Annotated in this window: 11 protein-coding genes; all 11 read right to left on the bottom strand. The window is 40.5% G+C overall.

Features of this window, described 5'->3' with window-relative positions; all coding sequences use genetic code 11:
* Nucleotides 1-25: 25 nt before the first annotated feature.
* Nucleotides 26-1,645: a chaperonin GroEL gene (gene groL, locus BSR19_RS01175; RefSeq protein WP_002889816.1), complete on the bottom strand. Its 1,620-nt coding sequence runs from the start codon at nucleotides 1,643-1,645 to the stop codon at nucleotides 26-28.
* Nucleotides 1,646-1,689: 44 nt separating this feature from the next.
* Nucleotides 1,690-1,977, bottom strand: coding sequence for a co-chaperone GroES (gene groES, locus BSR19_RS01170; RefSeq protein WP_002883604.1), 288 nt, complete (start codon nucleotides 1,975-1,977; stop codon nucleotides 1,690-1,692).
* 165 nt (nucleotides 1,978-2,142) lie between these two features.
* Complete coding sequence (locus tag BSR19_RS01165) at nucleotides 2,143-2,946, bottom strand: ABC transporter ATP-binding protein (protein ID WP_002889814.1); 804 nt, start codon at nucleotides 2,944-2,946, stop codon at nucleotides 2,143-2,145.
* A complete protein-coding gene (locus tag BSR19_RS01160; RefSeq protein ID WP_156246344.1) occupies nucleotides 2,946-4,886 on the bottom strand; it encodes an ABC transporter substrate binding protein in 1,941 nt (646 codons plus the stop codon). The genes BSR19_RS01165 and BSR19_RS01160 overlap by 1 nt, the downstream gene beginning before the upstream one ends.
* A 605-nt stretch (nucleotides 4,887-5,491) precedes the next feature.
* Entirely contained in the window at nucleotides 5,492-7,354 is a 1,863-nt protein-coding gene (locus BSR19_RS01155; RefSeq protein ID WP_156247075.1) for a proline--tRNA ligase, read from the bottom strand.
* Nucleotides 7,355-7,424: 70 nt separating this feature from the next.
* Nucleotides 7,425-8,687: an RIP metalloprotease RseP gene (gene rseP / locus BSR19_RS01150; RefSeq protein ID WP_049553845.1), complete on the bottom strand. Its 1,263-nt coding sequence runs from the start codon at nucleotides 8,685-8,687 to the stop codon at nucleotides 7,425-7,427.
* 16 nt (nucleotides 8,688-8,703) lie between these two features.
* Nucleotides 8,704-9,498, bottom strand: a complete 795-nt coding sequence (locus BSR19_RS01145) for a phosphatidate cytidylyltransferase (RefSeq protein ID WP_037598929.1) — start codon at nucleotides 9,496-9,498, stop codon at nucleotides 8,704-8,706.
* A 12-nt stretch (nucleotides 9,499-9,510) separates the two neighbouring features.
* On the bottom strand, nucleotides 9,511-10,260 hold the full coding sequence (locus BSR19_RS01140; RefSeq protein WP_156246343.1) for an isoprenyl transferase: 750 nt from the start codon (nucleotides 10,258-10,260) through the stop codon (nucleotides 9,511-9,513).
* Nucleotides 10,261-10,388: 128 nt separating this feature from the next.
* Nucleotides 10,389-10,727 carry a preprotein translocase subunit YajC gene (locus tag BSR19_RS01135; RefSeq protein WP_013989990.1) on the bottom strand — a complete coding sequence of 113 codons (339 nt, stop codon included), beginning with the start codon at nucleotides 10,725-10,727 and terminating at the stop codon, nucleotides 10,389-10,391.
* A gap of 125 nt (nucleotides 10,728-10,852) precedes the next feature.
* Entirely contained in the window at nucleotides 10,853-11,569 is a 717-nt protein-coding gene (locus BSR19_RS01130) for a YebC/PmpR family DNA-binding transcriptional regulator (RefSeq protein ID WP_002883635.1), read from the bottom strand.
* A 160-nt stretch (nucleotides 11,570-11,729) separates the two neighbouring features.
* Entirely contained in the window at nucleotides 11,730-13,307 is a 1,578-nt protein-coding gene (locus BSR19_RS01125) for an ATP-binding cassette domain-containing protein (protein ID WP_156246342.1), read from the bottom strand.
* Nucleotides 13,308-13,354 lie beyond the last annotated feature (47 nt).

Below are 13,354 nucleotides of genomic sequence, written 5' to 3'. Positions count from 1 at the left end.
GTTTTTTCTTTTGCTTTTTAAACTCTTAGTAACCCATCATTCCTGGATCCATAGCTGGCGCTGCTGGAGCCTCTGGTTCAGGTTTGTTGGCAACGACTGCTTCGGTTGTCAAGATAAGACTTGCTACTGAAGCGGCATTTTGAAGAGCAGAACGCGTTACCTTAACTGGGTCAATGATTCCTGCTTCAACCATATCTACCCATTCACCATTGGCAGCGTTAAATCCTGTACCAACTGGGCTATTTTTCAATTTATCGATGATAACGGAACCTTCATAACCAGCGTTATAAGCAATTTGGCGCACTGGCTCTTCCAAGGCACGGAGGACAATATTACGTCCTGTAGCGTCGTCACCTTCAAGATCAAGTTCAGCAACCTTAGCAATGACGTTAACTAAGGCTGTACCCCCACCTGCTACGATACCTTCTTCAACAGCGGCACGAGTAGCATTAAGGGCATCTTCAATACGAAGTTTCATTTCTTTAAGGGCTGTTTCAGTGGCTGCACCAACCTTAACGACTGCAACCCCGCCTGACAATTTAGCCAAACGTTCTTGAAGTTTTTCACGGTCAAACTCAGATGTTGTTGTTTCCAATTGAGACTTGATGAGGTTAACACGGTTAGCAATCGCTTCTGCGCTTCCTGCACCTTCAACGATAACTGTGCTATCTTTATCCACAGTTACTTTCGAAGCTTGACCAAGTGCTGCCATCGTTGCATCCTTAAGCTCAAGACCAAGATCCTCAGTAATAACAGTTGCTCCTGTCAATACGGCAATGTCTTCTAACATCGCTTTACGGCGGTCACCAAAGCCAGGCGCCTTAACAGCAACAACATTGAAAGTTCCACGAATCTTGTTAAGAACAAGCGTTGGAAGCGCTTCACCATCCACATCATCAGCAATAATCAAAAGTGGACGACTGGTCTTAAGCACTTCTTCCAAGAGTGGGAGGACATCTTGAATATTTGAAATTTTCTTGTCAGTCACAAGGATAAATGGATTTTCAAGGTCAGCGACCATTTTTTCATTATCAGTAACCATGTACTGAGAAAGATAACCACGGTCAAACTGCATACCTTCAACCACTTCGAGTTCTGTCTCCATACCACGAGACTCTTCGATAGTGATAACACCGTCATTACCAACACGTTCCATAGCTTCTGAAATGTATTCACCAACTTTTTCAGAACGTGATGAAACAGCTGCAACTTGGGCAATGGCTTCCTTATTGGCAACTGGTTGAGCAATAGCTTTAAGCTCTTCCACAGCTGTAGCCACAGCTGCTTCAATCCCACGACGGATACCGATTGGATTAGCACCAGCCGTTACATTTTTTAGACCTTCACGGACAATAGCTTGTGTCAAAACAGTGGCTGTAGTTGTTCCGTCACCGGCAATATCGTTAGTTTTTGAAGCCACTTCGCTGACCAGTTTGGCACCCATATTTTCAAAGTGATCTTCGAGTTCGATTTCCTTAGCAATTGTTACACCATCATTAGTGATAAGAGGTGAGCCAAAAGCTTTTTCCAAAACCACGTTACGACCTTTAGGGCCAAGCGTTACCTTAACTGTATCAGCCAAAGTATCAACACCACGAACCATTGCTGCGCGTGCATCTGATGAAAATTTAATATCTTTTGCCATAGTTACTCCTTCTTTATCTTAGTTTATATCTGATTAGCATTGACCTAAGCTAGGACCGCTAAAATATCTGCTTCACGGATAATTGAAACGGAATCATCTCCGTCTTTAACATTGACACCTGCACCATTTTCAACAAGAACTTTATCGCCTGCTGCAACACTAGGTGCAATCAATTCACCAGTAAGAGTACGGATTCCTTCACCTACTGCCAAAACCTCAGCAGTCTTTGTAGCTTCATGACTAGCTCCTGCCAATACAAAGCCACTAGCTGTTTTTTCTTCTGTTTCTTCAAAACGGACAACGATACGATCGCCCAATGGTTTCAATGCCATACCAATTACCTCCAAATGTTATTTGTTATTAGTAACGTGTGAAACGTTATTTTTAGCACTCATTAATCAAGAGTGCTAATCTATATATTTATTTTAGCACTTGGTCAAAAATAGTCAAGAAAAAACTACCCAAAATCTGAACTTTGGATAGTTTCTTTTTGCTTATTAACCGAGTACCAAGGCATCGTCATTGAGGACTTGTCCACTATTTTTGTGGAAGAGATCCATAAGTTCTGCAACAGTGAGATTTTTCTTTTCCTCACCTCGCACATCGACGACGATTTTACCATGATAGAGCATGACCAGACGGTTCCCATATTCGATAGCATGTTCCATATTATGGGTAATCATAAGAGTTGTCAACTCTTGTTCTTCAACAATCTTACGCGTCAAATTCATAACCATGTCACTTGTCTTAGGATCTAGCGCAGCTGTATGTTCATCTAAAAGCAAAATCTTTGGACGAACCAAGGTCGCCATAGCAAGTGTCAAGGCCTGACGTTGTCCACCTGACAAGAAATTAGCATCGGTCTTCATACGATTTTCAAGCCCAAGACCAAGATCTATCAAGGCTTCCTTGAACACTTGACGTTCGCTCTCAGTAATAGACTTTTTAAAGAAGCTACGTTTCTTACCTCGACGATAGGCAATCGCCATATTTTCTTCAATAGAAAGGTTTGTCGCTGTCCCCATTCGAGGATCTTGGAAAACACGGCTAATATCTTTAGAACGCTCATCTACAGATGCTTTCTTAATAGATTGTCCCTCCAACAAGATATCCCCTTCATCAATGCTAAGAACACCAGCGATTGAATTCATCAAGGTTGATTTACCAGCACCATTTCCTCCAATAACAGAGATAAAGTCTCCCTGCTCAATGTCGAGATCCAAACCACGAAGGACGTGATTTTCATTGACTGTGCCTTTTTCAAAGGTCTTGTGAATCTGTTGTAAACTAAGTAAAGCCATTACTTGTCACCTCCTAAAGTCAAGGATTTGTTAGGTTTGATTTTCAATTTTTGTCGTACTTCTGGTACATATAGGATGACGGCAAGCAAGATGGCTGAAGCCAATTTCAACATTTGAGCATCAACGTTCATGGCAAGGATAATAACCAAGACCAGACGGTAAAGAACAGCTCCTACAACAATTGACCACAGGCGTTTACCAAGTGGTAGATACTTGACGATAACTTCAGCCAAGATAATTGCAGCCAAGCCATTTACGATTGTACCAGTACCCATATTCATATCCGCATAGCCATTGTTTTGAGCTAGGAGGGCACCTGATAGGGCAATCAAACCATTGGAAATCATGTAGCCAAGAATCTTCATACGGTCAACCTTGATACCATTGGCTTCACCCATGGCAAGGTTATCACCTGTCGCACGAAGGGCCAGACCAACCTGCGTATTAAGGAGAACAACCAACATAAGCACTACCAGACTAACAAAAATCAGTCCTAATAGAATCACACCATTCAGCTTAGACAAACCGAGTCCCATCACCATAGTTACTAGCGTATTATGTCCCGATAGAGAGACATTGGCACTTCCAAGAACCAAAAGGTTAACGGAATAGAGCCCCGTTAAGGTAATAATCCCTGTTAAAAGTGCTGGTATCTTCATTTTCGTATGCATAAAACCAGACACAGCTCCAGCAAGCATACCAGCCACAAAACCACCTAGAGTCGCAAAGATTGGGTTGATTCCACGGATAATCATGATAGTTGTCGTAGCAGCACCAAGTGGGAAGGCCCCCTCAGCTGTCAAATCAGCAAGGTCCAAAATACGGAAGGTAATGAAGACCCCAATAGCCATAATTGCCCAGAGAAGTCCCTGAGAAATAGCTGTCAGCACCACATTTGAAAAACCATTCTTAGATGACTTATTAACCTTAAGCTTAATGACACCCTTATCTTTTTTGGCAATCGGTTTGTCATCTTGTGTTGATGCCTTAGATTCCTCGTCACTAATACTAGAAACATCAATGCCAAGTTCTTTAGCCATGTCATGGTTAACCACAACATTTAGTGTTTTAGGATACTCTGCATCGACATCCTTGACCTTCTCACCTCGGAGAACACGGCCTGCCAACTTACCTGTTTGACGACCAAGCGCTTCATAGTTGGTTCCATAAGTGAATAGGACACCTTTTTCCACACTACCAGCGTCACTACCAACAACTGGAACCTTAGTCTCTTTAGAAAGATCTACCAAGGTATTAATAGCACTAACAATAGTATTGTCAGTTGGGATGAAGATGACTTGGGTCTGACTCATCAAACTTTTGGCTGTGTCTTGGATATCGTTGGTTGATGAAATTCCCTTAATAACCGTTTCAATACCAGCTTCCTTGAAGTATTTCTTGGCTTCTTCAACCTGAACCTCTGAGTTACGCTCGCTGGTCGTGTACATAATCCCAACTTTTTTAGTATTTGGAAGGACCTTTTTCAACAACTCAACTTGTTTGTTGATAGGTGACATGTCACTTGTTCCCGTCACATTTCCTCCAACATTGTCCATAGACTTAACCAGTTTAGCTGAGACTGGATCTGTGACAGCTGTAAAGAGAATTGGCTTGTCCTTTGTCAAACTACTCAAAGACTGAGCTGCTGGGGTTGCGATAGCCAACATAAGATCGTTATCTTCAATAAGCGACTGAGAAATCGTCTGCAAGTTAGACTGATCCCCTTGTGCATTCTGATAATCAATTTTGATGTTCTTACCGTCAACATAACCTTCCTCTTTGAGTTCTTCAATGAACCCTTTACGTGTCGCTGACAAGGAAGGATGTTCCACATATTGGAGCACACCGACGTGAACCAAGTCTTTATTAGAAGCATTGGAACATGCTACCAAGAGGACAGCTGTGATAACAGCCATCATACTGACCAAGAATTTCTTCATCTTGTATACCTCTATTTTTTATTCTATCTATTTCCAATTTTCTTTTATGCTTTTTCCGAGACGATAGGGTCAAAAGCAAGCAAATTAGACCTTACATCGCTTCATCAGATCCTAAAGTCCGTCGTCCAAAGACCATCACCTTTTGACCTTATAAAAGTTGGCTAGAATTCACCATTTTTTAGACATCTAAAGGTCAAAAGAAAACTAAAAATAGACCACGGTATGAAAAAACCAGTTAGGACAGGCCCAACTGGTTTTCTGCATTTTAACTAGCACAGGCTAGCTTATGTCACCGGTTAGACCTATTCATCTAATCGGCTAATCCATCACAAAATGCTTTAGCTTCATAGATACAAACTGACTGACGCTTGTATCCTGAAACACAAACGTCCTATCTAAAGAAACTAAAGTAATAAAAAGCTTTAAGACTTCCCAAATGGGTCGCTTTATTAAGCATGTGATGCCTCCGTAGTTATGATAGTTTTAAGTTTACACTATTTAGACAATTCTGTCAAATTGGAATTTACTATCTTTTCTCTCAATTTATCATTATCACTGCAAAAGAAAAATCTCTTCCTGCTCCAGCAAGAAAAGATTTTTTAATCTTAAGCATCTTGTTCTGTTGTTAAGATAGCAAGTGTTTCAATCAAGTTATCGGCATTAACTTCAATAGTATCACCAGTTGCCTTGATTTTAACTTCGACAACACCTTCGCTGGCTTTTTTACCAACTGTCACACGGATTGGAAGTCCGATAAGGTCACTATCAGAGAATTTAGAACCGACACGCTCATTACGATCATCTGTCAAGACATCATAACCTTCAGCCATAAGAGTTGCTTCCAAACGTTCTGTCAAAGCATTGGCTTCTTCATCCTTAGTGTTAACTGTGATCAAGTGAACATCATATGGAGCCAATTCTTTAGGGAAGTTAATTCCCCATGCATAGCGGTATTGACCTTTTGGTGTCTTGTTAACAAAGAGACGTGCATGTTGTTCAATCACAGCTGACAAGATACGGCTAACGCCGATACCGTAACATCCCATGATAATTGGAACAGCACGGCCATTTTCATCAAGAACGTTAGCACCCATACTTTCAGAGTAACGTGTCCCAAGTTTAAAGATATGACCAATCTCGATACCACGCGCAAACTGAAGGACACCTTGACCGTCTGGAGAAATTTCACCCTCTTTAACTTCACGAATATCAACGTATTCTGCCTTGAAGTCACGCTCTGGGTTAACCCCTGTCAAGTGGTAACCATCTTCGTTAGCTCCAACAACCGCATTAGCCACATCTTGAACCTTACGGTCCGCAACGATGCGAACATTTTCAGGAAGGTTAACTGGACCAAGGGAACCGAAGTTAGCACCAAAGACTTGACGTGCTTCATCTTCCGTAGCTGGTTCGAGGAAATCAGCAGCAAGGTAGTTTTTCAACTTCACATCATTAACCTGATCATTACCGACGAGAAGAGCCACTACTGGTTCATCATCAGCAATGAAAAGCAAAGTCTTGATGGTTTGTTCTTCTGGAACATTCAAGAAAGCAGCAACTTCATCAATTGATTTGCAGTCTGGCGTTTCAACTCGAGTCACTTCTTCTTGAGTCACAACCTTAGTCGCTGGTGTGTAGGCATTTGTTGCCATCTCAAGGTTCGCTGCATAGCTTGACTCTGTAGAGTAGGCAATTGTATCTTCACCAGATACCAACCATGATGTCAATTCATTCTTGATTTCTTCCATGACATCTTCTGGAATCTCATCCAATGAAGCAATTGACTTATCAAGAACTACCCAACGATTAAGGTCTGTACGCTCAGGAGTGACAGCCATAAATTCTTGGGAATCCTTACCACCCATAGCACCACCATCACCGATGATACCCTTAAACTCAAGGCCAGCACGTGTAAAAATAGCCTCATAAGCTTTACGGTAATCTTCATAAGTAACATCCAAATCTTCATAGTTTTGGTGGAAACTATAGGCATCCTTCATGATAAATTCACGTGTACGAAGAAGACCGTTACGAGGACGTTTTTCATCACGGTATTTTGATTGGATTTGGTAGAGATTAAGTGGCAATTGTTTGTATGATTTAACTGCATCACGAACCAAGGCTGTAAACGTTTCTTCGTGAGTTGGACCGAGGATAAAGTCAGATTTATCACGGTTTTTTAGTTTATAAAGGTCTTCACCGTAAGTTTCATAACGGCCTGACTCACGCCACAAATCTGCTGTCAAAAGCGCTGGCGCCAACATTTCAACCGCACCGATTTTTTCAAACTCCTCACGCATGATGGTTTTGAATTTCTCGATAGCACGATTTGCCAATGGCATATAAGCATAAATACCAGCAGAGACCTGACGCACGTAACCCGCACGTACCATAAGGGCATGACTGATAACTTGAGCATCACTTGGCATTTCACGAAGTGTTGGAATCAACATTTTACTTTGTTTCATCATTTACATACTAAGGAGGCTGGCCCTTGGGTCAAGTCCCTTAGACTTCCTTTCGTTTCTTTGTTTCTAATTAAAAGAAAGCACGCATAATATCATTCCAAGTGACTGCAATCATAAGAACAACCATGATAGCAACACCTGCAAGTGTAATATAGCTTTCAATTTCTTGATTAAGTGGTTTACGACGAATGGCTTCAATAATATTCATAACAATTTTTCCACCGTCAAGGGCTGGAATTGGGATAAGATTGAAAATTCCCAAGTTAATTGAGAGCATCCCCATAAGGTTGAGAATGGAAATCAAGCCACTTTCTGAAGCCTGGGCAGACATCTGGAACATGGCAACCGGTCCACCAAGTTTATTCAAACTAAAGTTGGTGATAAGCCCCTTGAGTGCCACGAGAATTTTGAAGGCCCCTTCCCAAGCCATTTGGAAACCACCAAAAATCTTATCTTTTAGACCTGTTTTTAAGGCAGGAGAAACACCCAAAAAGTAGCTACCTTGACTCTCCTTAGGTTTAACAGAGACCGTTTCTTCCTGACCGTTACTTCTCTTAACCGTCACAGAAAGGCTGTCACCTTTGGAGAATTTTTGAGTATTCTCTGTCAATGCTTCCTTCAAGCTGTCCCAATCAGTAACCTTGTCCTTATTGATGGCCTCGATGGCATCACCATTTTTCAAGCCTGCTACCTGAGCAGCACCACCATCAGCCACCTGAATACGGTTGGTTGATGTGTCTTGAACACCACCTTGAACAAAGGCTAAGATAATAAAGACAAGCACCCCAAGAATGAAGTTATTCATAGGACCAGCAAAGTTGGTAATTAAGCGTCCCCAAATGCTAGCATTTTGATATTGGACATCCTTAGGAGCGATACGAAGTTCTGTACCATCCTCCTCAACGATAGTGGCATCATGGTCAACCTCATAGGTCTTGCTCTCATCTAGGACTAGACCTGTAATGGTTAACTTATCTTCCAAATCATAGGCAGTGACGTTCATAGGTAAAGCCGTCTGGTCAACCTGGCGATCCGAAAGGTTGATACGTCTTACCTTACCATCTGATCCAATCGTTAGACTAGCAGGACTACCTGTTTTAATCTCAGTTGTATCTTCACCCCAACCAGCCATACGGACATAACCACCCAAAGGGAGGATACGGATAGTATAAACGGTACCATCCTTACCAGTGTGTGCAAAAATTTTCGGTCCCATACCAATGGCAAATTCACGAACCAAAATTCCTGAACGTTTGGCGAAAAAGAAATGACCAAACTCATGGAAAACGACAATCACACAGAAAATCAGTAAAAAGGTAATAATAGCTTTCATCTAGACACCCCCACTCTTAAAAAAGTCCTAGGAAGTGCATGATTGGGAAAACGAAGATCCAGCTGTCACAACGGTCCAAAATACCACCATGCCCAGGAATGAGATTGCCTGAGTCTTTAACGCCAAAGTGACGTTTAATAGCTGATTCAACCAAATCACCAAATTGACCAAAAATACTAAAGAGAATCGTACAGATGAGCAACCAGAAGAAGTTATGAGGGGCATAAACTCCGTGGTTAATCAAACCAAAGATAAGAGCCACAATGATTGCTGATAAGATACCCCCAACACTACCTTCAATAGTCTTATTTGGTGATACTTTTGGCAATAACTTATTTTGACCAAATTGACGACCAAAAAGATAAGCCCCAATATCCGTTGCCCAAACAATAAAAAGGGCAAAGAGAACCTTTTCCCAACTATCCAAACGTGCTGCAATGAGATTTTGTAAACCAAAACCAACATAAAAGGCAGATGCGATTGGATAAGCTGCATCATCAAAAGAATAGTGGTCGCTATTAAGGACAGTCCCTGCTAGAATCAAAAATGAAATAACAGCGAAACCTGTCACACTAGCATTTGTTGGAAGACTGATAAAATACCGATCAATCGGTACAGCCAAGATAAAGGCTGCCACCATTGATAAAATACCCTCGATAGAGAAAATCTCCAAGTGCTTCATGCGAAGCATCTCAGACACCGCAACCATGGCCATAGCCCCAACTAAAAGTTGGAAAGGAAGACCGCCGATAAAGAGCAATGGGAGGAAAATGGCTGCTGCCACACCCCCACCAATTAAACGTTCTTGCATGAGAGGTCCTTTCTAGACACCACCGAAGCGACGGTGACGTTTATTGTAGTCAGAGATGGCTTGACGTAGCCCCTGCTGGTCAAAGTCTGGCCAGAAAACATCTGTGAAGTAAAACTCACTATAGGCAGACTGCCAAGGTAAGAAATTACTAAGACGAAGCTCGCCACTCGTACGGATAATTAAATCTGGATCACGATAGAGGTAAGGCAATTTATCTGTCATCAAATGCTTAGCAATGAGATCTTCATCAATAGCTTCAGGACTGAGTTTTCCTGCTTCAACCTCTCTAGCAATCGCTTGAACAGCAGACACAATCTCCGCACGACCACCATAGTTCAGTGCAAAATTAAGAACCAAACCGGAATTATGTTTCGTCTGCTCAACTGCCTTTTCAAGAGCATCTAAAGTCTCCTTAGGCAAACGACTGTTATCTCCGATTGTCAAAATACGAACATTGTTTTTGTCTAATTCTGGTACATACTTGTTAAAAAATTCAACTGGCAAATTCATGATGAATTTCACTTCATCTTGTGGGCGTGACCAGTTTTCAGTTGAGAAGGCATAGACTGTCAATACCTTAACTCCAAGTTGTGATGCTTCGATAGTTACCTTTTGCAAGGCGTCCATCCCAGCCTTATGCCCCATCACACGTGGTTGTAGACGCTTTTTAGCCCAACGGCCATTTCCATCCATAATAATACCAATATGGTTGGGAATATTGTCTAGAACCTCTTGATGAGATTTTTTTCTAAATTTAAACATGGAATATCCTCTAAATATAGTTTACCCTTTATTTTACCACATTTTCAGGGGTTCTGAACAGCTTTTAATACCGATAAGATTAGAAAACGCAAAAAGACCAGGATTTAACCTAGTCTCAAATACACATCTTACTTTTCATCAGAAGACTCAATTGCTGAATCTTCTTCGATAATTGTCTTTTTAGTTGTTTCTGCTGTTTCTGTAGTTGGTGCTGGTGTGATCACTTTCATGATTGAACGACTCAAATCAAAAGTCAAGAAGACACCTTCTGCATCCAAAACGATACGGTTATTCTCTTTGTCAATCTCATCAACAATAGCAATCAAACCACCGATTGTTTCAACTTCAGCACCCTTAGCAAGGCCTGCAAAACGGTCTTCCTGTGCCTTTGCTTGGCGACGACGGCTGAAAGCCACATAAGCAACAATAGCGACCACATAAATGGCCAAAACTAGCATCATATTCATATTTCGTATTCCTCCAATAATTCACTTGGCTACTACTATATCAGATTAAGTCAGGACAAGCAAGACAAATCCTTAGACAGACCACACAAAAACACTTTCCATCGTGAGGAAAGTGTTGAATGAGATTACATATCTGCTACGTTGTGGTAAACCTTTTGAACATCATCGTCTGCTTCAAGCGCATCAATAAGTCCTTCGAAAACTTCAAGGTCTTCACCTTCAAGAGTAACCTCAGTTTGTGGAATCATTTCAAGTTCAGTCACTTGGAACTCTTCTTGTCCGTTAGCACGGAGAGCTTCCAACGCTTTATGAAGATCTGTTGGCTCAGTATAAACAGTGATAGTACCATCTTCTGCTTCTACATCTTCAACTTCTACATCAGCTTCAAGCAATTGTTCAAAGATTGCGTCTGCATCTTCACCTGCAAAAACGATAACACCTTTTTTATCAAACATGTATGAAACAGAACCTGATGCACCCATGTTACCGCCATTTTTACCAAAGGCAGTACGTACGTTAGCAGCTGTACGGTTAACGTTTGAAGTCAAAGTATCTACGATGATCATAGAACCATTTGGCCCAAACCCTTCATAACGTCCTTCAACGAAAGTTTCATCTGTGTTACCTTTAGCCTTATCAATGGCCTTATCAATAACGTGTTTTGGCACTTGCGCTTGTTTAGCACGCTCCAAAACAAATTTCAAAGCTGAGTTTGATTCTGGATCTGGTTCACCTTGTTTAGCAGCTACATAGATTTCAACACCAAACTTAGCGTACACCTTAGAGTTTGCACCATCTTTAGCAGTTTTCTTAGCAACGATATTAGCCCATTTACGTCCCATGGGATTCACCTCTTCTAAGAGATGTTCTGACATCTCTGATTTGTTTTTTTCTTTTTTGAAAATAGCAAAACACGCTAAATTCACAATCCCTTACATTATAGCACTTTGACTGCCGTTAGTAAAATTGAAATAAATACTAGGCATTTATCATATAAAACATTTACTCAGTGCCCTCTCCCAAACGAATAATCTCATCAAAATATGGTTCATTTTCCTTTATTAGATGGTGGGTAACCGTGATATAAGTGATATTAGGATCACTTAATAATAGGTGCTCAATACGAGTAGCATTTTTATGGTCAAGATTTGCAGTGGCTTCATCAAAAATCACAACAGAACTTCCTTTTAAAAACGCTCTTATCAGGCCTATTCTTTGTTTTTGACCCTCCGAAAAGCTACCGTCACTTACTTGCTCATCTATACGGCTTAAGAAAGATAAAAGATTAACCCTTTCAAGAACTTCCTTGATGTGCGTATCAGTAACGGCTTCATTCCAAAGAGTTAGGTTGTTCCTCAAGGTATCATTATAGATATGAGTTTGACTCCCAACATAGGCACAGTTAGATACGATTGAGTTCTCATCAATCTCTTTTAACTCCAATTTCTCAAACAAGATTTTTCCCTCATAATCTTTAAGATTTCCTAGGAGCATATTAAGCAGGGTGGACTTCCCACTACCTGAGCATCCAGTAATAGCGTACTTTCCTCCTTTTTTAAAGGTTTGGGTGAATCCCTCAATAATACCCTTCTCTCCAAAATGATAACTTACATTCTCAAAACGAACATCCTGAATAGTCGCTATGCAAGTCTTTGGATCCTCTGGAAAATCGTGAAATTTTTTTAAGATAGGATCGACAGACTTAATTGTCACTTGCAGCTGATTAATGGTGGATAGAGAGTTAAAAATATTACCTGATATCTGACCCACAGAAGCAATGGTACCTACGGCAATATTCCCAAAAATAATTAACAAGCCAGTTAGAAGAAGTATCAACATCTGAGCGGCAACTGAAAATAAAGCCATCAGCGTCTCAGTGCTAGTATTTCTTTTTGTAAAAATAATTTTTTGTACAATATATTCCTCAACAATGGACCTCACTTGTCTAAGAAATATCTGTTTACGACTGGCGTAATAAATATCTGCATATCCATATAACTGATCGCTTATTCCAGAAACAAGCTCCTCATTCGCTTGGGAAAATTTCTCCATTGATTTCTGCATTTTATTGGTAAATGGTTTGGGAAGATAGGTCAGACACAAAGTTAAAAAAATGGCTAACAGAACAATCCTTACATCATAACTTAATAAGGCAATAATTGAAAACAAAGTAGTGAATACTGTTGAACAAAGGGTATAAATACTTGTAAAGCCATTTGATTCAATCAATTGGATATCATTATTTAATACTGAGAGATGCTCTCCAATATCACTCTTTCTGAATTCACTAAAAGAATGGTGAATAATTTTACTAAGATAAGACTGACGAATAGACAAAGTCATTTTCTGGATTAGTTTTGTTTGATTTACAGCAATAATATAATTCAAAACTAAATAAATAACGTAAAGCCCTACCTCTAAACCTAATAAAGCTAAAAAGGATTGGATTCGCTTCGATACTAGCTGATTAGTCATTAAAGCCAAGGTTACCGAAGCACTCACGAAAATAGCAGCATTCAAGGCTAACAGTAAGATATGAACTAAATTTTCATATTTGTATTTAAGAATATAGGTTCTCATAGATTTCCTCACAATCTAAATCACCTTGGTATTTAGTCAGTTGGATA

It is taken from the genome of Streptococcus salivarius (genome assembly GCF_009738225.1).
In the GTDB taxonomy this organism is placed as follows: Bacteria; Bacillota; Bacilli; order Lactobacillales; family Streptococcaceae; genus Streptococcus.
This window is presented reverse-complemented; position numbering and strand designations above follow the sequence as displayed.

What these genes read in the sequence shown, in the direction of transcription:
- rseP (WP_049553845.1), bottom strand. Translation starts at nt 8,687, where the DNA reads ATGAAAGCTATTATTACCTTTTTACTGATTTTCTGTGTGATTGTCGTT.
- BSR19_RS01155 (WP_156247075.1), bottom strand. Translation starts at nt 7,354, where the DNA reads ATGAAACAAAGTAAAATGTTGATTCCAACACTTCGTGAAATGCCAAGT.
- groL (WP_002889816.1), bottom strand. Translation starts at nt 1,645, where the DNA reads ATGGCAAAAGATATTAAATTTTCATCAGATGCACGCGCAGCAATGGTT.
- BSR19_RS01125 (WP_156246342.1), bottom strand. Translation starts at nt 13,307, where the DNA reads ATGAGAACCTATATTCTTAAATACAAATATGAAAATTTAGTTCATATC.
- BSR19_RS01145 (WP_037598929.1), bottom strand. Translation starts at nt 9,498, where the DNA reads ATGCAAGAACGTTTAATTGGTGGGGGTGTGGCAGCAGCCATTTTCCTC.
- BSR19_RS01130 (WP_002883635.1), bottom strand. Translation starts at nt 11,569, where the DNA reads ATGGGACGTAAATGGGCTAATATCGTTGCTAAGAAAACTGCTAAAGAT.
- groES (WP_002883604.1), bottom strand. Translation starts at nt 1,977, where the DNA reads ATGGCATTGAAACCATTGGGCGATCGTATCGTTGTCCGTTTTGAAGAA.
- BSR19_RS01140 (WP_156246343.1), bottom strand. Translation starts at nt 10,260, where the DNA reads ATGTTTAAATTTAGAAAAAAATCTCATCAAGAGGTTCTAGACAATATT.
- BSR19_RS01160 (WP_156246344.1), bottom strand. Translation starts at nt 4,886, where the DNA reads ATGAAGAAATTCTTGGTCAGTATGATGGCTGTTATCACAGCTGTCCTC.
- BSR19_RS01165 (WP_002889814.1), bottom strand. Translation starts at nt 2,946, where the DNA reads ATGGCTTTACTTAGTTTACAACAGATTCACAAGACCTTTGAAAAAGGC.
- BSR19_RS01135 (WP_013989990.1), bottom strand. Translation starts at nt 10,727, where the DNA reads ATGAATATGATGCTAGTTTTGGCCATTTATGTGGTCGCTATTGTTGCT.